The following is a 20,480-nucleotide window of genomic DNA, read 5'->3' as shown; positions in this document are numbered from 1 at the left end:
GCTGAGGAACGGGTGTTTGAGGCAAAAGCATGAATAGCTTGGCGGTTGATCGCCCATTATACGCTCTCCCTGTGCGTGGATGATTGTCATAGAACTGTCATAAAACAACATGGCCGATTGAGATAGAAAGGGAAATTTGAGACCTTCAATTCTCATGAAGTCAGAGAAGCCACGCAGTCAGCCCACGGCGGGCAATCCAGAGATGCTACTCCAACAGCTTGCTCGAAACCCGGACAAGCTGTTCGGTACAACATTTCGCCAGCAATGCGGTGCTCTGTGCTTCCGCTACAAGGAGGGTGGTTCCGAGATTGAGGTCCTGGTCATCACCTCGCGTGAAAGTCGGCGATGGATCATCCCCAAAGGATGGCCGATGAAGGGCAAGAAGCCCTATGAAGCGGCGGCTATCGAAGCATGGGAAGAAGCCGGCGTGCGCGGTAAGGTGAAAAAGAAGTCCGTGGGCAGTTATACCTACCTGAAAGAACTCGATGATGGCAATGTTGCCCCCTGCATCGTGGAGATGTTTCAGATTGAGGTGACAGAGATCAGCACCGATTTCAAAGAACGAGGGCAACGCGTTTTCGACTGGGTGAGCCCGAGCGAAGCAGCCGGGCGCGTTCGCGAAATTGAGCTGAAATCTCTGCTGGTGAACTTCAATCCGAATGCTAGCAAAGCCCGCGGCTGACACCAAACTAACGTAGTTTCAGATCAGAAGCCCATTCAACGAATTGGGCTCCCGCAATCATGCAAGCGGGTGAACCCGCGCTTAAAGCGCAGGGCGGCGCGGCTTTTCATGTTCAGCTTGCGAATGAAGCGCGCATTCTGGTCCTTCGTATTACGCCGCGAGATTCGGGCGCAAAGGGAGGACCGGGGCTGGCGCTGCCCCTTGACCCTTTCAAGCACCAGACGCCCCTCTTCCTCCACTCCACTGACGTTTCGTTGCGTGCAGCCGGTTCCTCGCTCGTCTGTCGGATGCGGCGAGCCTAGGCAGAGGTATGAACTCGCGCGGAAGTGAGAAAGGACCGGGATTGGGGATGTCACCCGCGGAGAGAATAGGCCCCGGAGAGTTTCGGTTATCCCTTCAAACCAATGTCGCCGATCTATGAGCGAGGTGAAATGTTCCATTGCTGCATGGGGCGAGAGGGCAAGCTTACCACGAAGCAAATGTGCTCGCGCCTGCGCCGGGGCACTCACGCTTCGTTGATGAAAATTGTCCTGGCTGGTCGGTGGGCGGCGGCACTGAAAAAGCTTGAAAGCGAGGGGCCAGTCGGGCATTGTGGATGCAGAGCGGAACAACCAGTGGTATAATGTCGTTTGGCACTTGAAAGTAAGAATGCGGCCGTTCCTTTCTTGGTTGGCATTTAATTTGAGATTCTGTGGGCTGAGAATCTCAGATTAAGTGCAATTGCGAAGACCTCCGGGGAGCGGGAAAAAGCTGGGGGTTAGGCTGCGAGATTGAGCCTTGCCTGTTTGAGACGGCCGTCCGCGACGGCGGCTCGGACTTGAAGAACCCGATGAGCGCCGATCGGTGTCCAACGCATTTGCCGTTTCTTATTCATACGGGCATTGACGAGGCTGTTGGCGGCACTTTCAGCCGGCGAACTGGATATCGGCTGACCGGACCAGTATCGCCGACAGTAGTTGACGATCGAAGCTGCGTTCTGCCCCAGGTAGGTGCCAAGATTGTTGATCAGCTCGTATAGGCGCCTGATTTTGCCGGGGGCGCCGCGAAAATCGAGATGCTGATCCAATTGGGCGAGCATCTGCTTTACGGCTTCGCTTGCCTCTCGGACATATCCGCTCCAGAGGAGATGCCGAAGCCTGGGGACATGGACCGCGACGTTTTGCAGATAGACATCCAGATTTTGCAGATGCCTGATGCCCTCCCAGGCCTGTTCAATATGCCGCAGCCGCATCGATAGATGAAACCAGTCGAGAATATGCGTGATGGGCTGGCGTGTTGCGCTGAGGACGATACTCTGCAGCCCGACCTCACCATCGCTAAAGACAGTGACGTCTCGGCCAGGCAGCCATCCTTGTGCGCGCATCGCTGCGCGAACGATATCGTGTTTGCCGGTAGCTACATTCGGCGCAGCCGCGAATTGACGCGGTGGCCGACCCTGTGAAACAACGCGTCCCATCGCGATCTCGAAATGCCGGCTTTGATATCCGGGAACTGCGCGAATGTAGGCACCATCAATGAAAACGGAAACGGCGGATTCGCTGGCTCGGCTGATGCGATAGGGGCTGGCGACGTCCCACTTTTCGATCTGATCGGCGACCTTGGCGAGCCGGTTGCTGACGGTCCGATGATTATGTGGTCGCGCGGCCGGCACAAAGAGATCAAGCACACGGGCGGCTTCTCGAAACGACAGCCGGGAGCCGAGTTCGGCCTGGATCCGCTCCAACTCCGGGGTAGCTCGGCCATTCAACAGGGTCTCGACGCTTCCCGTGCCCAACCTCGCGGTCGATCCGCATGCACAGCTGCGCCACCGCGGCACACGCACGTGGCAAGATCCAAAGAGCGAATAGATCGTACGGTACCTATTATCATGCACTGAGCGACGGCGGTTACAGTCTTGGCACTTCCGATCTCGCTGGGCGGCTTGATCCGTCTGAAACTGCGTCAGTTCCTGTTGTAGGCGCCGCTGTATCTTCTTGGCTTCTTCGAGGGAGAGGCCAAAATCGTTGAGACGGGCCCCGTCGAGAGACCGGTCGACCTTGGCAATTTCGCAACGCTGCGACAAGCCGTCAATGCCAACAAGGTCGACCAAGATGATCATCTTTAATTGCGACGCCAACGATTGCCCCTTCAGAAAAGGCACCTGCTTACGCGAAACTTCTTACCCCCACCTTTTTCCCGCTCCCCTTATTGAAATCGTTGCGACGCGAGTCTCAGGTTTAAGTGCAAAACGACAGGCTTGTTGCGCGGATAGGCGAAGTGGAAAACTTCCTCGAAGGTCAGGCGCTTGGGAGCGATGATGCTAGTGCTTCGATCATCAGGACAAGTCGCTGAGGGTCTTCGCTTTTCAAAGCCTTGAGCGCGACAGCGATGCGGTATTGGAATTGCTCTTCGACAGTGCGGACCTTGCTTTCGGTAGTATTCACGCCCAGCAGCTCGTCGACGCTGATACCCAGGACTTCGTCTATACGGACCAATCTGGAAAGGTCCGGTTCGCGGACTCCGCTGACGTAGTTTCCATAGCGCCGATCGCTCAACCCGGAGCGTCGAGCGACCTCGGCGTTTGAAATCCCGAGTTGTTCAGCGCGGCGCTTCAGGTTCAGGGCAAAAGTATCCATGCCCTCATTTTGTTCATGGCAAACCACACGGGTCTATGTGCGATGCGTGGTGTTCGATGACAACAAAATGTGGTGGAGACCCTGGAGCTACGCCAAATTTCGCAAGTCATTGCGGTCGCCGAAGAGCTGCACTTCAATCGAGCGGCGGCTCGGATATGCATTGTCCAGCCTGTCCCCGCGGAGAGGTAACCGGCAGAGATGCCGGCCTATGTCGCCGCTTCAATCTGTTTCTGCGGGTCGAAACCGTGCGCTGCCACAGCAGATTTTCGCGCGCTCGGTCGGATTCGAAATGCAAGCGAAAATTGCGCTTGCTGCCCTCAAATAATCGTTTCGCACTCGGCCCATTCGATTAAGGCGCTGTTTACGGGCCATATCTAGCAATCTTCCCGGGCAGCAGGCACTTGCCTGGGTTGTGGCAGATCTGACTGCTGCATGGCACTGGGGGATGCGGATGATGGGGATGAGGGATTTGAAGACTGCACGCAAACTGGGGTTGGCATTTGCCCTTCTGGTCGTTGCAGCCGGATGCATCGGGGCGGTGGTCCATCAGCAGGTGGTAACCGTAGAAAAAGCCGGCCGGGCAAGCGAGGTTCATGGGCGCATCGTCGCGGCGGCGACCGATATCCGACTTTCTATGGCACGCCTTGAAAGCTCGGTTCGTGGCCTTTTGGTCAGCAGGGACAAGCGCTACATCGACAGCATCGAGAAGCACTATGCAAGCCTGCTGAAGAACGTCGACATCACCAGGAAGACAGCTGAGAGCGACAGCGAAGTTGCAGCGAAGATGAAGATCATGCTCGACCACGTCGGCACGTGGCGGCTGAAGGTCCTTGAGCCGGTCATGGGCAAAGCGCTCAAGGAAAAAACCTTTGCGCAGGCCGTGGACATCGCGATGTCGGATACGGCCGACAGCTACATAGACCCTGCGCAGACGATCATCGAGGAGCTGCGTGCGGCTGAACACACGGCAATGGACAACGCTGCCGACGAGGTGGCCAAGGCGAACTTCGCGACCAAAGTCACACTTGGTGCTGGTATAGGTTTCCTGATCTTTGCCTCGGTGCTATTGGGCTGGCTATTGAACAGGCTGATCGGCAAACCGATCTTAGCGATGACCAATTTGATGCTGAAGCTTGCCGGCGGCGACACCGATATCGCGCTCGATCGCTACAACCGGAGCGACGAGATCGGCGCCATGGCACGGGCCGTCGGGGTCTTTCGCGATGCAGTCGACGAAAACCGCCGCTTGGAAGCCGATGCGGTATCGGCGCGGCGCGTGCAGGAAGAGCAACGTACACGCCAGCTCGCCGTCGACAATGTTCGGCAACAGGGCCTGCGCGGCTTCGTCGATGCGGTCCAGTTTTGCTTTACCGAACTGTCGAATGGCGATCTCACCATCCGCATGAAAGAACACGTGGCGCCGGAGTTCGAGACCATTCGCGACAAATTCAACGATACTGTCGCTGCAATGGAGCAGGCGATCGGTTCGGTCGTGGCCTCGGTCGGCACGATCCGTGCTGGGCTAGCCCAGATCTCCGATGCATCGAACGATCTTGCAAAGCGTACGGAGGAGCAGGCAGCGAACCTGGAAGAGACAGTGGCGGCCCTATCAGACGCCTCCCGTGGGGTTGACGATGCGGCCATCGGCGCGGGTCGTGCGCAGGAGTTTGCGACCACCGCACAGGAGAACGCCCGCAGGGGTGGTGAGATCGTCACTATGGCCGTCGAGGCGATGACGGCGATCGAATCCTCTTCCAACCAGATCGGGATGATCATTGGCGTTATTGATGAAATTGCCTTTCAAACCAACCTTCTGGCGCTGAATGCCGGTGTCGAAGCGGCGCGTGCGGGCGATGCCGGGCGCGGATTTGCCGTGGTCGCACAGGAAGTTCGCGGTCTTGCTCAGAGGTCGGCCGAAGCGGCCAAGGAGATCAAGGATCTGATCTCGACTTCGAGCCGACAGGTCGACGAGGGCGTCAAGCTGGTAAGGGCTTCGGGCACGTCGTTGTGCGAGATCGTGGTGCAGGTTTCCGATGTGAACGGCGTTGTCTCGCAGATTGCCCGCACGTCACGGGAACAGGCGACGAGCCTCAAGGAGGTCTCCGTCGCCGCCGATCTTATGGACAAGGTGACCCAGCAGAATGCTGCGATGGTTGAGGAAACCACGGCGGCCGCCCGATCGCTGGCGCGGGAGACCGATGACCTGGCGCGGCAGGTCCAGCGGTTCCGCACCGGATCAACAGCTTCGCCTGGCGAGATGGCTCAGGAAATGAGGCGGGTTGCCTGAAGCAATGCGGAGCGCGTAGTCCAATGACGATCTAAACGCTCCGAGTTTGATTGAGCCGCAAATCGACATCAGAACGCCCGGCAATCTCAAGAGTTGTCGGGCTACCAAGGCGCTAGCGTATTATTTGTGTGCGATTTTACTTCGTCTTCAGACCAAAGAGGCGTTCTGCGTTCCTGAAGCAGATCTTTTCCATGTCCTCATTCGGCAGGTCCAGGCTGTTCAGAATCTTCAGGGTGTCCCGGATGTAACCTGGGCCCTTTTCGGGGTCGAAAGGCGAGTCGGAAGCAAAGAGAATGCGGTCGCTACCGTAGAACTCCAGTCCGCAAAGCGTGGCTGCGCGGGACCCGAAGACCGCGGTGTCGGCATAGAAATCCTTGAAGTAATCGAGCGGGCGTTTTTTTAGTCGTTTCAGTACGAGAGTGAGATCTTCATCTGTCGTGCGCTTGCCGAGTTGATCCCACCCGGGGCCGACGCGCCCTTCAAAATAGGGCACCATCGCGCCCATGTGGTGGGCGAGAACGCGAAGGTCCGGCAGCCGGTCCATAATGCCCGAGAACACGAGGCGGGCCATGGCGGCACTGGTCTCATAAGGCCAGCCGAAGGTCCACCAGATCTCATACTTCGATTTGTCCTCGGTCGCGTAGTCCGGCATCGAGGCGCCGCGCGAGGGATGTAGGAGAACCGGTTTGCCGTGGCGCGCGGCGACTTCGAAGATCGGAAAGAAACGCTCCTCGTCAAGCGGTGCGCCGTTGACGTTGGTGTGGATCTGCAGGCCGTTGGCGCCAAGCTCGGTGAAAGCGCGTTCGGCTTCCCTGGCGGCATTTTCCGGCGCGTTCATCGGCAGGGCAGCGACGAAGCCTGCGAACCGTTCGGGATGTTTCTCCACCAGTTCGGCGAGTCCCTCATTGGCGATGCGGGCAAACTCTGTCGAAAGCTCCGGGCCGCCCATCGCCTCCAGCGGCGGCATGCCGAGCGACAGGATCTGGGTATAGTCGCGGAATTCGTCCATAACGCGGAAGCGGACATCGAGATCGTAAATGCAGGGAACGCCCTGCATGCGCCGGCCGATATCCTTGCCTGCGCCCTCCAGCTTCTGGATGCGATCCCAAAGGGCCTTCGGGAAAAAGTGGTTGAATGCATCGACATAGTGCATGCGGTCTCCTCCATAGCTTTGCGATGATGCGATCAGCCGCGCTTCAGGCGGCGCACGAGATAGGCGAAGGTCGCCTTGAACATTTCTTCGCGAAACATGTGCTTGCGCTTGGCCCTGATGTCCTCGGGATTGCCGAGCGCCTTGGCGCCGCCGGCGGCCTCCACCCAGAGCTGCATCATGCAGGCGGTTTCAAGCGACAAAGCCAAATAGATCGCCTGCTCGATCGTGGCGGCGGCGGTAACAAGGCCGTGGTTTTGCAGTAGCATGGCGTCGTGCGTGCCGAGCGTCGCGGCAACCGCGCGCCCACGCTCGGCGGTGGTGATCAGTTGGGTCGTTTCCGAAAACACCGGAAGCCCTTCGGCGAAGATCGAGCCTGGGTGGCCGACGGCCTGCAACGGCTTGCCGAGTGCGGAAAAGCTCACGGCATAGGGTGCGTGGGTGTGGACGACCGCATTGACGTCGGGGCGGACGCGCAGCACTTCGGAATGAATGTAGACTTCGTTGTGGCGGCCGTGGTCGCCTGCAATCTTTTCGCCATCGAGGCCGACAGTGATGATGTTGTCGAGGGTGATTTCCTCAAGTCCGATCTTCGATGCCTTCATGTAGAAGCGGTCCGCGCAATCGGGAACGCGAACGGAGATGTGACCGCGGGTCCAGTCGCCCTGGCCTGCCTGTTCAAGGATGCGGCCCGCCTCGATCATGCGCTGTTTCAGGTCTTCATGCATGGCTGTTGCCTCTGATTGGTCCGGCTGCATGTTACAATCCGCCGCCTGCCAGGCAGGCTTGAAGCGATTGACCCCAGCGGGCGTGCCGCAGGCGCTACACACGGTGTTTGTCACCGCGTTTGCGGCCCTGCGAGAGGTCGAGGAAGAGATCTGAAAGGTCGAGCTTGCGATCGATCAGGCCCTGTTGGTGGGCGTAGTCGACGGCCGTTTCCAGCGTCTTACGGTTTTGCTCACCAAGGCCATAGGCCCAGGGGTCGTCGCCGAGGATTGCCTGTTGTTCCTCCCAGGCTTCGCGATACCAGGCGAGCGGCACGATGCGCGGGTTCTCCATGCGTTCCATGGCGATGCGCTTGGCCTCGGTGAAAGCCTGATAAAGGTTGATCGGTACCCAGGGGTGGCGCTCGACGATCTCAGGGCGGATGCCGAGCACATGCATGATCGGGAAGATGCCGGTGCGCTCGAAGTAGCCGATTTCATCGCGTTTGTAGTCGGGAAACAAGCGACCCACACGGGGGTCCTTTCGCAGGACGGGTTCGATCAGGTCGGGGTGGAGAAGGGCGTCGATCTCGCCATCGACCAGCATTTGCTCGACTGATTTATCGTCTGCAAGGCGATGGAGCCGCAAACCGGTGGGGGGGATAAAATCGACGTCCTCGTCCAGCTCCGCATACCAATCCATCGAGGTGTGGGGTACGCCATACTCGCTCTCCAAGAGGCCGCGCTGCCAGAGAGTTGCGGTGACGAGGTAGTTCTTTACGCCGACTTTGCGACCGATCAGATCCGTCGGTTCGCGAATGCCGCTTGCCGTGTTGGTGAAGATGAAGCCGTGGCGAAAGCGCCGGTGCAGGAAGACCGGGATCGCCGCGAAAGGGAGGTTGCGCCCCTTGGCGGCGATGTAGGAGGAGAGCGATACCTCCGCCACGTCGAATTCCCGGTTGCGTAGAAAACGCCAGTGCCGGGTGGTGGAATCCATCTCCGTCAGGATAGTGAGGTCGATACCATCAGGACTGATCTCGCCCTCCTTGAGGGCGCGGACGATTTCGTAATCGCCGCAAGCCAGCGTTATTTGCACCTTTTTCGTCATGCTTCCTCCTGCGTTGTGCCTCCTCGGGGCCGTGTCAGCACCATGCTTCACGTGCTTTTGCTTGTCTAGTAAATTTTACATAATCCTATAATTTGAGATTTTTGCATAGTCACGATTGACGAAGATTTCAGTCGATGACTACTATGTGCACAAAGGTTTGCCGCATTAACTCCGGTCGACAACGATCGCCATAGCTTCATGGAATCCCACAATGAATGAAACTGATGTCATTATCGTTGGAGCAGGTCCTGTCGGGCTGACACTTGCGATCGACCTGGGGCAGAGAGGGGTACGTTGCACCCTGATCGAGAAGAAGGAAGGCCCTGAGTTCTTGCCGAAGATGGAGCGTTGCAACGCACGCACCATGGAAATCTTCCGCCGCATGGGCCTGTCGAAGAAGATACGAGCGGCAGGGCTCAATGCATCGGTGCCGATGGATGTTTATGTGGTGCTGGCGATGAACGAGCCACCACTGCTTCGCCTGCATTACGCCTCCGTGTCGCAGGCGCTTGAGGAGATTGCCTGCAGCGAGGATGCGTCGCTTCCGCTCGAAGCCTACCAGTTGATCTCGCAGTACACGCTCGAGCCGCTGCTGAAGTCGGTTGCCGAGGCGCTGCCCTCGGTTGCGGTGCGCTATGGCTGCGAGTTCCTGTCTTTGGAACAGGACCCGGGCGGCGTGACGACCAGGGTTCTGGATGGCAAGGGCAACAGGAGCGCGATCCGGGCGAAATATCTCGTCGGCTGCGATGGTGGTGCGAGCGCGGTGCGCAAGCAACTCGGCATCAAGCTGCGTGGCGAGGGCAACCTCCTGCATCTGCGTCAGGCGCTCTACCACAGCGACACGCTCTACGACCGCATTCCGCTCGGGGACGGTCCCGGCAAGGGGCGGCACTACCATGTGGCAGATGGGCAGGCGACCTTCCTCATCATGCAGGATTCGACGAAACACTGGACGCTTCATGCCGTGGTCGAACGTGACGAGGACATGGCTGCCCAGTTCGAAAAGGCTGTGGGTGCGCCGGTCGACTACTCGATGCTCTATGTCGGACAGTGGAAGCAGAACCTCCTGCTTGCCGATCAGTATGGCTTGGGTCGGGTGTTTCTTGCCGGCGACGCCGCCCATCTGGTCATACCGACCGGTGGGCTCGGCATGAACACAGGCGTCGGCGATGCGGTTGACCTCGGCTGGAAGCTTGCGGCGGTGCTGCAGGGCTGGGGTGGCCCCAAACTTCTCGGCTCTTACGGGATAGAGCGAAGGCAGGTGGGCGACAGGAACGTCGGGGCGTCGCGTTATGCCTCGCTCGGACGGCGCAGATGGCGCTCGCAATATCGCCCCGATATTCGGGATTCGACACCTGAAGGGCAGGCGACCCGAGACAATCTCGCGCGGATAGCCGACGTCGAGCAGCGCAAGACCAATGAGATGATCGGCGCGGAACTGGGTTACCGCTATGTCGGTTCGCCCGTCATTACCGACGAGCCGGGCGGCCCGGAGCATCTTTTTCGCGAATACCACCCGACGACCTGGCCGGGAGCGCGTCTGCCGCATCTCTGGCTGGAAAACGACATGGCAGTGCAGGACCTGATTGGGTCGGGCTATACCCTGCTGCGGATTGGTGGAACTGGCGCGGACGACGGCAAGCTCGCGGAGGCTTTTCGCGCGCGGGGTGTTCCATTTGCAACGCTCGATATCGCCGGGCAGAAGGCGCGAGACATCTATGGCTTCGACCTGATCCTGCTGCGGCCTGACATGCATGTCGTTTGGCGTGGTCAAAGGGCGCCGGAGGATGCTGCAGCGCTCGCTGCCATGGCCACGGGCCATTGACGGCAAAGGGCCGCGAACTCCTGTCGGGATCGCGGCCCGCGGCGAAGCGCTATTGTTTCTCGAGGGCTTCATGGCCGAGACCAAGGCTCGGAAAGACCAGCGACTTGATCACCACCGGCACGGCGCCGGAGGTTTCGAGGATGGCGCCGATATCGATGAAGTCGAACTCATCAAGCTTGATGCCGTCGATCGAAATGACCTTCGCTACGCCCGTGTCCTGCTGGCAATGCATGCCGATAAGGCCGCCGATATCGCCTTCGCCGACGAGGATCAGCGGATGACCCTTGGCAAGGATCGGCGAAAGCCCCTCGGCGATCCCCCGGCAGAAGCCATCGAGGCGTCCGTAGCTGGCAGAACCCTCCCATTCGTAGCAGAGGCCGACCGGGCTTTCTGCGTTGGCGAGATCGAGGCGGGAAAGCGCATCGCGGACTGTCGCGGCAACGGCTTCGGCGTCGATGTCTTCAGAAAAGACGATCTGCGGCTTGATCACAGGCACGTTGCGGACCGGAAGCAGTCCGAGTGGCTCAACGAAGATCGTGCTGCCGCTGACCTGGACCGTGTATTGCGAGGCCCCGACAACGGTGGCGCGGATGCCCTGCTGCGGCACTTCCAGCGCAGGCGGCCAGCCCGCGAGCTTTTCGCGCAATGCTACGGCAAGCAGAGGGCCAAGATCGCTGAAGCTTTGCTCGTCCTTGGCATAGAAGAATTCCGAGACGCCGCCGGAGATGGTGACGATATCGGGAGGCGAGCCATTCGGCAATGGTGGCAGGCGGTGCAAGGCGACCGTCTGCGGCAGCATCTTCCCACCCTGCATGGCCTCGAACAGGCAATCGATCATGATCTCAGCGATTTTGCGCGCATCGGTCTCGCTGAGGGGCTCTCCGAACGCGATCGGCACCCCTGCGCGGCCGGCGAAGTGATGGCCAGCTTCCTCGATGCGGGTGATGCGGCGGCTTTCATCGAAGGCGATGATGCGTGCGCCGATGTCGATGGCGCTGATGTGGCGGATAGTGCCGCTTTCGCAAAGGGCAAGTTTGGACGTGCCGCCGCCGATATCGACGTTGAGGACCCGGATGTCGTCCTTGGCCGAGCGCGCGACGGCGCCCGAGCCGAAGGCGGCAAGCGTGGTTTCCAGTCCGTCGCCGGCGCTGACGACCACGAACTTTCCGGTCTGGGCCGAAAAGATGTCGCCGATGGCACGGGCATTTTTTCGGCGCACCGCGACGCCTGTCAGGATGAGCGCACCGGTGTCGATGGCTTCGGGCTTCAGATTGGCCGCGGCATATTGCTGGGCGATGAAAGCGCCCAGTGCCTCAGCATCGATCTCATTGTCGCCGCTATAGGGGGTGAGCAACACGTCTGACTGGTGCAGCAGCGTGCGTTCAACCACCATATAGCGGGTGTCGAGCCGCTCCAGCACGATGCGCGAGAAGGCGAGATGGGAGGTGGAGGAACCGATATCGATGCCAACGCTCGTCAGCACGATCTCGTCCTCCAGCTCCATGCTGCGGCCGATGTTTGAAAAGAATATGCGGCCGCCCTGCTGTTCCTCGTCGTCGGCCATGGATCAGACGACGTCGGACATCTTGGTGGAGGTGTCGGCCGGCTTTTCATACCATTCCGGCTTCATGCGCACTTCCACGCCATTTTTCTTCAACAGCGCCTCGTATTCCTGCCGGATATGGGGGTCTTCCATCCAGTAAGGAATGGCGGTGCCGCCCTCGTTCACATTGATGGCGGTGTAGTCCGTGTGCTTTTCGCCCGGCGCGCCCGGATCGCGGCCCGGATTGTGGGGCCCGAACCAGGCGAGGAGCCTGAAGGGTTCCTTCGAGACGCTGAAATGCTGGTGGTACCAGCGCGCGCCGCCAGGAGCGGCCGTCACCATGCCGAACTGGCCGTAATCGAGCCGGCGCACGCGGTGCGCATGGCCGTCCCGCCAAGGGTTGACGCCGCACTCTTCCGGCCAGGTGTAAGTGTAGCCCGAACCGCTCAGGCAGATCAGGATCGCGGCCGATGTATGGGCATGCGCCTTGGAATAGCGACCGTTCTCGTGCTGGCCGATCCAGAAATAGAACTGGTTGTTGGTCATGAACGGTTCGACGCGGCGGTAACCGGGCGAACGGCGGTTGTCGAGTGGCAGGTCGCAATTGACTGCATCCGGCAGAAAGTTGGTGCGGCGCATGGCAAGGCCGCGCACCGGATCGGGCTCGATCTCTTCGCGGTATTTGTAGAAGTCGTCGGCGCCGGAGAAGCGGTCGCGGAAGATGAAGGGGTTGTTGAACACCGCCTCGACATTGTTGATCTGGTTCAGCACGTTCGGCGCGGTGTTGCCGCCCATCAAAAGGGCAGGCTTGTTCGTGGCGTTGACGATACGGTGCATGGCGTTCATCGGGATCGAGAACATCGAGCCCTGTTGCCATTCGAAGACATGCTTCTTGCCTTCGCCTTCCAGCCACACTTCGGTCGAGCCGCGGCCTTCGACCACGATGTAGATTTCCTCATACATATGCTTTTCAGGATTGAGTGCGCCACCAGCGGGCACCTCCACGACATGGTGACCCCACTTGGTCTCGGTGCCGTAAAGCTGGATGTAGGAGCCACGGCCGCCGGTGCGTTTCCAGGGGGCGAGCGGTATGTCGCGGACGTTCGGAATTCCGAGGTCCCGGAAGATCGGAATGCCCTCGTCGACCATGAACTGGTCATAGGGGGTGGGTTGCTTCTTGAACTCCCCCAAACCAGCCTTCTTGTTGCCGGCTGGCTCATGCCAGTGCGTGCCGGTGCCGCCGCCGAGTGGGTCCTGGTGCATCGCTCGTCTCCTCTCAAATCCATCCTGTGCGGGAGTGCATTCGACGCTGCCGGCACGGCCGCGCACCCTCTCTCCCTGTTGGAAAAGACGCTAACAGATGCCCAAAGCGGCGGTAGTGCGATTTCGGAAAGGGCTTGTTTCTGACCGGACGCGACCAGAACGCGTCAGCTGAGCGCGATGGTTTTCGAGATCACCCCGGCGCAAAACGCGACACGTTCGGCGATATCCTCCAGCGATTTCGCCTGCAGTTGCCCGTCGGGTATGGTCAGGCTGAGGCTGCCAAGGATTTCCGAGCGCCCATCCAGGACGGGGGCGGCAATGCCGGTCACGCCGGGGGTGACGTCGCCTGCGGTGCTGACCCAGCCACGCTGGCGTTGCTCGCGAAGGATCGCCTTGGCATCCTTCAAGGTCTCACCGAAACCGGCCGCGGCAAACTGGGCCGCAGCTTCGCCGTGGAATTTGCGAAGCTGGTGATCGGGCAGGTAGGCAAGGATCGAAAGCGAAGCAGCTCCGTGCAGTAGCGAACGGCGACGGCCGCGCTCATAGCCGGAACGGATCGCATCCGTACCGCTTTCCTGATGGACGCAGAGCACCTCGAAGCGATAGCGGCGGCAAAGAAGCGTAATGCCGCGAAACTGTGCGGCCAGCTCTTCCATGACCGGGCGAGCGGCGCGGATCAGCACATCACCGGTGCGGATCTTGTAATCGAGTTCGACGATACGGGGGCCCAACATATAGCCGACCGATGGAAGCGAGGTGAGCAGGCCCGCATCGGTCAGCGTCTTCAGGTATCGATAGAGGGTCGAACGGGTATAACCCAGCCGTTCGTGCATCTCGTCGATGGTGACGGCGACCGCATTCTCCTCGCCGTCGAACAGGTCGAGAAGGCCGAGCATTTTTTCATGGCTGTTCAAGCGGCATGCCTCCTGAAGGCGGAGGATGTTGTGTGAAAGGTCTCGGTGGAACCAGAAAGGGAATAGTCTTGCGGCAACATATGTCTCGGCTCGGATCTGCAAGCGGCGAGAACCGCCGCTGCTTCAGCCATCGGGGGCGAAAGCAGCGGCCATTGTGTGTCAGCAACGCACGGCCATCAAGCGGTTTTGAATGATGGCCGCGCAGTCTCAGACAGCCCAGGCCTCGGGGAAGACGCCTTCGCGGATCGCACCGAGCGTGTAGTAGCTCCAGAGCTTGCGGATATGATGACCACGGCGGAAGCTGTGTGAGAAGGATTCGATCTCGTCCGCGGTCAGCGGCTTGGCCATTCCAAGCGCGCAGGCACGATAGGCAGCTTCCGCATTCTCGACGAGATGGACAGAATCGATGAACACGCCCCTTACCGTCTCGGCCGTAACGATCTGGCCATGGGCGCGGATCTGCATCGCATGATGCGGTCCGAGCGTGCTTACGATCGCCCGGCCGCGTTCGGCGTCGTCGACGTGGGCCGGATCGGGATGCACCGGAATGCCGCTTTTCCAGCGGATGGCATGGTTCTTGAACGGGAGCAGCGGCACGCCCTCGACGAGGGTAAAGACATTCGTCACGTCGTGATGGAAATGTGCGATCGAATGGATGTCCGTGCGGGCGCGATAAATCTCACAATGGAGGAATATTTCAGACGGTGGCTTCACGCCGGGCGTGCCCGCTACCACCGTGCCGTCGAGGTCGCAAACCAGCAGGTCTTCGGGGCTGACTTCGGCGCGACTTTTGTTCTGGGGCTGGACCAGGAACGTATTCCCTCCCGACAGACGGGCCGAGACATGGCCGCTATACTCCAGGATTTTCATACTGTTGAGCAGCCGTGTGCTCATGGATACGTCGAGCCTTAGCGCTTCTTCAGAAGGGATTGCTTCCGCTTGATGATCCGCGTGTCTATGCAGTGCCATTCCATCCTCCACTTTGAATAAATCCCACATTATACGAATTGTTAAGAGTAGCAAGCGGATCGCCTCTTGGCGGGACTAGACCTCGATCAGCACGTCATTGTTTTCGAGGACAACCCTGTAGGTCTTCACGGGGAGCATGCAGGGTGGGGTAACGACTTCACCGGTGCGCACGTCAAACGCGCCGTTGTGGAAGTCGCATTCGATCGTGTGGCCGTCGAGATAACCTTCCGAGAGCGAGCCGGGCCCGTGCGTGCACAGGTCATCGGTCACGTAGAACGCGCCGTTGACGTTGAACACGGCGAGGATGAGGTCGCCCTCCTCAATGCGGATCGCACTGTCCCAATCCACGTCGTCAGTCGAACACAGCCTGATCCTGGTCATTGCCTCAGCCATTTCCCGGTTCCTCCTTCGAGATTGATGCGGCGCTTGACGGCGCCTCCTTCAGCGAGTACGTTCCTTAAGAAGAAACGATGTTCCGTATAAAGGAACAACAAGAGAATACCCGATCATTCGAGAACGTCAACCCCTGCCCATCGCGGCAGCAGAGACGGCAAGGCAAACGGGAATGCTGCGCAGGCAGCCCCGATCTGGAGGAAAGAGAATGCTGAGGAAGGACCAGAACGATCTATTGACGCAGACAGGCCCCGGCACGCCGATGGGCGAGATGTTTCGCTGTTACTGGATCCCGGCGCTGCTGGCGGAGGAGCTGCCGGACAACGACTGTGCCCCGGTGCGCGTCAAGTTGCTCGGAGAGCGCTTGCTCGCCTTCCGTGATAGCGAAGGGCGCTATGGTCTGATCGATGAGTTTTGCGCCCATCGCGGCGTTTCGCTTTGGTTCGGCCGCAATGAGCAGGGCGGTTTGCGCTGCCCCTATCACGGCTGGAAATACGACCGGACGGGTCAATGCGTCGAAGTTCCGTCCGAGCCGAAAGAAAGCGGCTATTGCGGCAAGATCAAGCTGAAGTCCTATCCGCTGATCAAGATCGGCGACATCCTCTGGACCTACATGGGGCCTGCGGAGAAGGAGCCACCGCACCCGGAATGGGAATTTTCGCTGGTGCCTTCCGAGCAGACCTTCACGTCCAAGCGTTGGCAGGAGTGCAACTGGCTGCAGGCCATGGAGGGCGGCATCGATTCCAGCCACGTTTCCTGGCTGCACAGCGGCAGCCTGAACAGCGACCCGCTCTTCAAAGGTGCGCGTGGCAACAAGTACAATATGTCCGATGCCCGTCCGTTCTTTGAAGTGACCGACAGCGAGGGCGGCCTTTACATCGGCGCGCGCCGCAATGCCGAGGAAGGCCACTACTACTGGCGCGTCACTCCCTGGGTCATGCCCTCCTTCACCATGGTTCCGCCCCGCGGCAACCATCCGGTCCATGGCCACTTCTGGATCCCGATCGATGACGAGAACTGCTGGGCGTGGAGCTTCGATTATCGTCCGGAACGAGCGCTCACGAAGGAAGAGCGTCAGGCGATGATTGATGGTAAGGGCATCCACGTCGCCTATGTGCCCGGTACCTACCGGCCGCTTGCCAACAAGGACAACGATTACCTGATGGACCGAGAGGCCCAACGCAAGGGGACGACTTACTCCGGCGTCGAGGGCATAGCCATGCAGGACGCTTCGCTGCAGGAAAGCATGGGACCGATCGTCGATCGCTCCAAGGAAAACCTCGTCTCGACCGACAACGGCATCATCATGGCCCGGCATCGGCTGATGAAGGCGGCACGTGCGCTGCGCGACAAGGGCACCATGCCTCCCGGGGTCGACCCGGCCCATCACCGCGTCCGCTCGGCTGCGATCGTGCTGCCAGTCGACAAGTCCTATGTCGATGTCGCCGAAGAGGCGCTGGTCGTTATTGAAGGCAAGGCGCCGACGAGCGTCTGACGAAAAGCGATGCCGGCCCTCCTTCCAAAGGGCCGGCCGCTGCGGCGAAAGACAATCGCTTTGATCGGAGGAGATCATCCCATGCAGCTTGGAATGAGTGAAAGCGCCCGTTTCAGTTCCGCGGAGGAAGCTCGCTTCCGCGTCGGCTACCCCAATTCGCGCCCACGTAAATCGCGGATCATCGCGCTCGATGCTGCAAGCTTCGAGGTGTTGGTCGAGTTGGCCGGCCGCGAATGGAGCGACGCGCATTTCCTTGGATTTGTTGAAACCAAACCTGCGAGCGAGACGCTGCATATGTTGCCGGTCGATGCCGTTCTTAAGGGCCTGGATGGCAGCCATGTCAATCTCGCGGACGAAGTCGCAGATGCTGATGTGATCGTTATGGTGGCGACCGCGGGTGCAACGGCCGAGGTGGCTGAAGTTATCGGCAATGCCTGTTTCGTGCGCAACAAGCTGCCGACCGGGCTGGTGCTCAGCGCGCCGGAAGTTTCCTACGAGATGCTCTCGCGCACGCTGATCAACATGCGGCCCTTTGCGGCCATGCTCGTGATCTCGAATGGTGTCGAATATGTCAGCGAAATGCTGAGTGCGCTGAGGGTCTGAGGTCGATCGGGGCGTTGTGGGAAACTGGCGCAACTATGTTAAGGACGAGCCATGAGCCTACTAACGGATGACCCGATCATGAACGCACCGAACAAGCAGCAGGAAAAAGACCGCGCAACGCGCAACCGCCTCTCGTCCGTGGCGACCGCCATTCATCTCCTCAAGGCCTTTACCGAGAGCGAAGTGGAGATCGGCGTCAGCGCGCTGGCAAAGAGGCTCAAGGTGGCAAAGAGCACGGTGCACCGGCTCGCCCAAACGCTGGTGGCGGAAGGACTGCTGGAGCAGAACCCCCAGACGGAGCGCTACCGCCTCGGCGTCGGCCTTTTTGCGCTGGGTACGCTGGTTCGCCGGCGCATGGATCTGCCGAACGAGGCGCGACCGCATCTGTTCGATCTGCGCAAGCTTACGGGCGAGACGATCATCCTCGGCATCCCCTCGGACGGCGAGGTCATGCACATCTACGATCTCGAAAGTCCGCAGGCCTTGGCGATGAAATCGGAGCTCGGTGCACGCAAGCCGGCCTATTGCAGCGCGGTAGGCCGAGCGATTTTTGCTTTCGCGCCACCGTCGGTGGTGGACGACATCCTTTCGGGGCCACTGAAGCGGCGCACGCCAAAATCGGTCACCGACCCCGAGCGGCTGAGAGCGATCTTTGCCGAGGTGCGCGAGCGCGGTTTTGCCTTTGAGGACGAGGAGAATGAACCCGGCATTCGCGGCATTGCCGCGCCGGTGCGCGACTCCACCGGAGCCGTGATCGGCGCGGTCGGTATCGCGGGGCCACTCCAGAGGCTGACGATGGAGACGCTTGAGAGCTTTTCGCAGCCGCTGCTGGCGGCCGTTGCAACCATATCATCCCGCCTTGGATACACGGCGGCCTACCATCATGACCTAGGGAGCTGAAGATGCCGACGATTGCAGTCAAGGGAAGCGACATCCGGTGGCAATGCGCAGATGACGATACGATCATGCGATCAGCGCTTAGGGCCGGACTGGGTTTTCCCTATGAATGCAACGTCGGCTCGTGCGGCAATTGCCGCTTCGATCTTCTGGAAGGCGAAATCGAGGAATTGCGCGCCAATGCGCCGGGTTTGAGCGATCGTGATCGGGAGAGGGGACGCCGTCTCGGCTGTCAGGCCCGGCCGCTTGCAGACTGCACGGTCAAGCTCCGGTTCATGCCGCAATATGAGAGCCATGTGTCGCCGGTTCGCCAGTCGGGCGTTCTTGTCGCGGTGCGCGACATCACCCACGACATTCGCGAATTCCGCTTCAGGCTCGATCGTCCCCAACCATTCCTTGCCGGCCAGTACGCGCTTCTCGATCTGCCGGGCGTTGAGGGCAGCCGCGCCTATTCGATGGCAAACACCGATGCCGACGAATGGCATTTCCAGATCCGGCGCGTACCGAACGGTGCCGCGACGGGCAAGTTGTTTGGCGCGCTTTCGGTCGGCGACCGGATCAAGATCGACGGGCCATACGGGATGGCTTATTTCCGCGAGGATGCGGAGCGCGATATCATCTGTCTTGCCGGTGGTTCGGGTCTCTCGCCGATGATCTCGGTCACGCGGGCTGCTGCAGCCTCGCCGCTTTTTGCCGGGCGCACTGTCGATTTCGTTTATGGCGGGCGCTCGGCCCAGGATATCTGCGGCGAAGATATGCTCGCCGAACTGCCGCGATTTGGCACCCATATACGCTACCACCCGGCGATATCGGCCGGCGGCGACGACGGCTGGGCCGGGCACCGCGGCTTCGTGCACGAGGTGGCCGAGCGCCTGTTTTCCGAACGGTTGCGCGATTGCGAAATCTACTTTGCGGGCCCGCCGCTGATGGGGCAGGCCATCCAGAAGATGCTGGTTGACCTTGGCGTACCATCGGCCCAGGTTCATTTCGATCAGTTCTACTGAGGACCACATGCTGGGACATGCCATGAAGCTGCGGCAGCTCGCCTATTTCGTCAAAGTCGTTGAAGTCGGCAACATCACTCGAGCGGCCGAACAGCTCAACCTGGCCCAGACGGCGCTCGGCATCCAGATCCGCAATCTCGAGGACAGCCTGCAGATCCCGCTTCTCGACCGCCATTCACGGGGGGTCAGCGCGACACCGGCTGGCATGCTGCTCTACGAGCGGGCGATCGAGATCCTGCAGCGCATAGAGGAGACACGCCGCGATCTCATCACGCTCGGCGGCGAGAAGGTTCGCATCCGCTTCGGCGCGACGCCGAGCATTTTGAAGCTGATCGGGACCGAATTGCTCGTGGCGGCGAATGCCCAGTTGCCAAATATCGCATTGGAAGTGGTCGAGGAGCTGAGCTTCGTGCTGACAGATGCGCTCGAGCGGGGCGAACTCGATTATGTGCTTGCCTACGACATCGAGGACAATCCTGGCATCCGCCGCATTGCGTTGCTTGAGGAGGATCTTCTGCACGTCTCCGCACCGAACGGCAGCCAGCAGGAGGGGGATATTTCCTTCCGCCAGGCGGTAGTCGGAGACCTTGCGCTCGTCTCCAATCGCGACATCATCTGGAAACGTGTCCAGGAGACGGCGTCGCGGCTTTCCGTTGACGTCAAGATCACCTACCAGGTGCAGTCCAACGAGGCGATAAAGGCGCTTGTACTGCATGGTGTTGCCCAGAGCATCATGCCCTACGGCATCGTCGCGGAGGAGGTGAAGAAGGGCAAGCTCGTGGCCCGGCGCATCGCACGGCCTGCGGTCAAAAGAACGCTTTTCCTCGCCCATCCGAGCCATCGAGGGTTTGCCGATGAGAAGCCGTTTCTCCGCTTTATCGACCGAATGGTCGATCGGTTGACCACGGAAGTTGGCCCTTATGCGCACACGATCGACCGCCTGCTTCCGACCGAGCAAGCTGATTTAGTTTGAGCAAGCCTATAGGCTTTATCTTGGACATTCCCCCTCCAGCGTCGGATGATCGCGC

18 protein-coding genes and 1 pseudogene are annotated in these 20,480 nt (G+C 60.0%); 9 read left to right on the top strand and 10 right to left on the bottom strand.

Annotation, left to right across the window (positions count from 1 at the left end; translation table 11 throughout):
• Positions 1-154 precede the first annotated feature (154 nt).
• On the top strand, positions 155-682 hold the full coding sequence (locus AC07UR_RS24260) for an NUDIX hydrolase (RefSeq protein WP_173422796.1): 528 nt from the start codon (positions 155-157) through the stop codon (positions 680-682).
• Positions 683-1,439: 757 nt separating this feature from the next.
• On the opposite strand, the gene AC07UR_RS24255 is transcribed toward AC07UR_RS24260, so the two are convergent.
• On the bottom strand, positions 1,440-2,798 hold the full coding sequence (locus AC07UR_RS24255; RefSeq protein WP_209792960.1) for an ISKra4 family transposase: 1,359 nt from the start codon (positions 2,796-2,798) through the stop codon (positions 1,440-1,442).
• A 160-nt stretch (positions 2,799-2,958) separates the two neighbouring features.
• A complete protein-coding gene (locus AC07UR_RS24250; RefSeq protein WP_173422794.1) occupies positions 2,959-3,297 on the bottom strand; it encodes a helix-turn-helix domain-containing protein in 339 nt (112 codons plus the stop codon).
• 81 nt (positions 3,298-3,378) lie between these two features.
• On the opposite strand from AC07UR_RS24250, the pseudogene AC07UR_RS24245 reads away from it, so the two are divergent.
• Positions 3,379-3,468: pseudogene (locus AC07UR_RS24245) on the top strand (LysR family transcriptional regulator); the annotation flags it as partial.
• Positions 3,469-3,766: 298 nt separating this feature from the next.
• The gene (locus AC07UR_RS24240; RefSeq protein WP_173422793.1) at positions 3,767-5,584 is read left to right on the top strand and encodes a methyl-accepting chemotaxis protein; all 1,818 of its coding nucleotides are present in this window, start codon (positions 3,767-3,769) and stop codon (positions 5,582-5,584) included.
• Positions 5,585-5,720: 136 nt separating this feature from the next.
• On the opposite strand, the gene AC07UR_RS24235 is transcribed toward AC07UR_RS24240, so the two are convergent.
• The 3 genes from AC07UR_RS24235 to AC07UR_RS24225 all read right to left on the bottom strand — a co-directional run bounded on the left by AC07UR_RS24235 (position 5,721) and on the right by AC07UR_RS24225 (position 8,546).
• The gene (locus AC07UR_RS24235; protein WP_173422792.1) at positions 5,721-6,737 is read right to left on the bottom strand and encodes an amidohydrolase family protein; all 1,017 of its coding nucleotides are present in this window, start codon (positions 6,735-6,737) and stop codon (positions 5,721-5,723) included.
• A gap of 32 nt (positions 6,738-6,769) precedes the next feature.
• The gene (locus AC07UR_RS24230; protein ID WP_173422791.1) at positions 6,770-7,462 is read right to left on the bottom strand and encodes a class II aldolase/adducin family protein; all 693 of its coding nucleotides are present in this window, start codon (positions 7,460-7,462) and stop codon (positions 6,770-6,772) included.
• 94 nt (positions 7,463-7,556) lie between these two features.
• On the bottom strand, positions 7,557-8,546 hold the full coding sequence (locus AC07UR_RS24225) for a substrate-binding domain-containing protein (RefSeq protein ID WP_173422790.1): 990 nt from the start codon (positions 8,544-8,546) through the stop codon (positions 7,557-7,559).
• 211 nt (positions 8,547-8,757) lie between these two features.
• Between AC07UR_RS24225 and AC07UR_RS24220 the strand changes: the two genes are divergently transcribed.
• Positions 8,758-10,371, top strand: a complete 1,614-nt coding sequence (locus tag AC07UR_RS24220) for an FAD-dependent monooxygenase (RefSeq protein WP_173422789.1) — start codon at positions 8,758-8,760, stop codon at positions 10,369-10,371.
• Positions 10,372-10,420: 49 nt separating this feature from the next.
• Here the strand turns inward: AC07UR_RS24220 and AC07UR_RS24215 are convergent, their stop codons facing one another.
• From AC07UR_RS24215 to AC07UR_RS24195, 5 genes are all read right to left on the bottom strand, one after another.
• Positions 10,421-11,935, bottom strand: a complete 1,515-nt coding sequence (locus tag AC07UR_RS24215) for an ethanolamine ammonia-lyase reactivating factor EutA (RefSeq protein WP_173422788.1) — start codon at positions 11,933-11,935, stop codon at positions 10,421-10,423.
• A gap of 3 nt (positions 11,936-11,938) precedes the next feature.
• Positions 11,939-13,177 (bottom strand): cupin domain-containing protein, encoded by a 1,239-nt coding sequence (locus AC07UR_RS24210; RefSeq protein ID WP_173422787.1) that lies wholly within the window; start codon positions 13,175-13,177, stop codon positions 11,939-11,941.
• Positions 13,178-13,341: 164 nt separating this feature from the next.
• Positions 13,342-14,091, bottom strand: coding sequence for an IclR family transcriptional regulator (locus AC07UR_RS24205; protein ID WP_173422786.1), 750 nt, complete (start codon positions 14,089-14,091; stop codon positions 13,342-13,344).
• 207 nt (positions 14,092-14,298) lie between these two features.
• Complete coding sequence (locus tag AC07UR_RS24200; RefSeq protein WP_209792958.1) at positions 14,299-15,060, bottom strand: class II aldolase/adducin family protein; 762 nt, start codon at positions 15,058-15,060, stop codon at positions 14,299-14,301.
• 75 nt (positions 15,061-15,135) lie between these two features.
• Entirely contained in the window at positions 15,136-15,453 is a 318-nt protein-coding gene (locus tag AC07UR_RS24195) for a non-heme iron oxygenase ferredoxin subunit (RefSeq protein ID WP_173422784.1), read from the bottom strand.
• Between the two features lie 208 nt (positions 15,454-15,661).
• Here AC07UR_RS24195 and AC07UR_RS24190 point away from each other — a divergent pair, with 208 nt between their 5' ends.
• The 5 genes from AC07UR_RS24190 (at position 15,662) to AC07UR_RS24170 (ending at position 20,425) form a co-directional block, all read left to right on the top strand.
• Positions 15,662-16,948 carry an aromatic ring-hydroxylating dioxygenase subunit alpha gene (locus AC07UR_RS24190; RefSeq protein WP_173422783.1) on the top strand — a complete coding sequence of 429 codons (1,287 nt, stop codon included), beginning with the start codon at positions 15,662-15,664 and terminating at the stop codon, positions 16,946-16,948.
• Positions 16,949-17,029: 81 nt separating this feature from the next.
• On the top strand, positions 17,030-17,551 hold the full coding sequence (locus AC07UR_RS24185) for a hypothetical protein (protein WP_173422782.1): 522 nt from the start codon (positions 17,030-17,032) through the stop codon (positions 17,549-17,551).
• A 51-nt stretch (positions 17,552-17,602) separates the two neighbouring features.
• A complete protein-coding gene (locus AC07UR_RS24180) occupies positions 17,603-18,451 on the top strand; it encodes an IclR family transcriptional regulator (RefSeq protein WP_234903048.1) in 849 nt (282 codons plus the stop codon).
• Between the two features lie 2 nt (positions 18,452-18,453).
• A complete protein-coding gene (locus tag AC07UR_RS24175; protein ID WP_209792956.1) occupies positions 18,454-19,452 on the top strand; it encodes a 2Fe-2S iron-sulfur cluster-binding protein in 999 nt (332 codons plus the stop codon).
• Positions 19,453-19,459: 7 nt separating this feature from the next.
• Positions 19,460-20,425, top strand: a complete 966-nt coding sequence (locus AC07UR_RS24170; protein ID WP_173422780.1) for a LysR family transcriptional regulator — start codon at positions 19,460-19,462, stop codon at positions 20,423-20,425.
• Positions 20,426-20,480: the final 55 nt, after the last annotated feature.

The sequence above is a fragment of the Ensifer sp. GW821-FHT05G01 genome (assembly GCF_059419585.1).
This window is presented reverse-complemented; position numbering and strand designations above follow the sequence as displayed.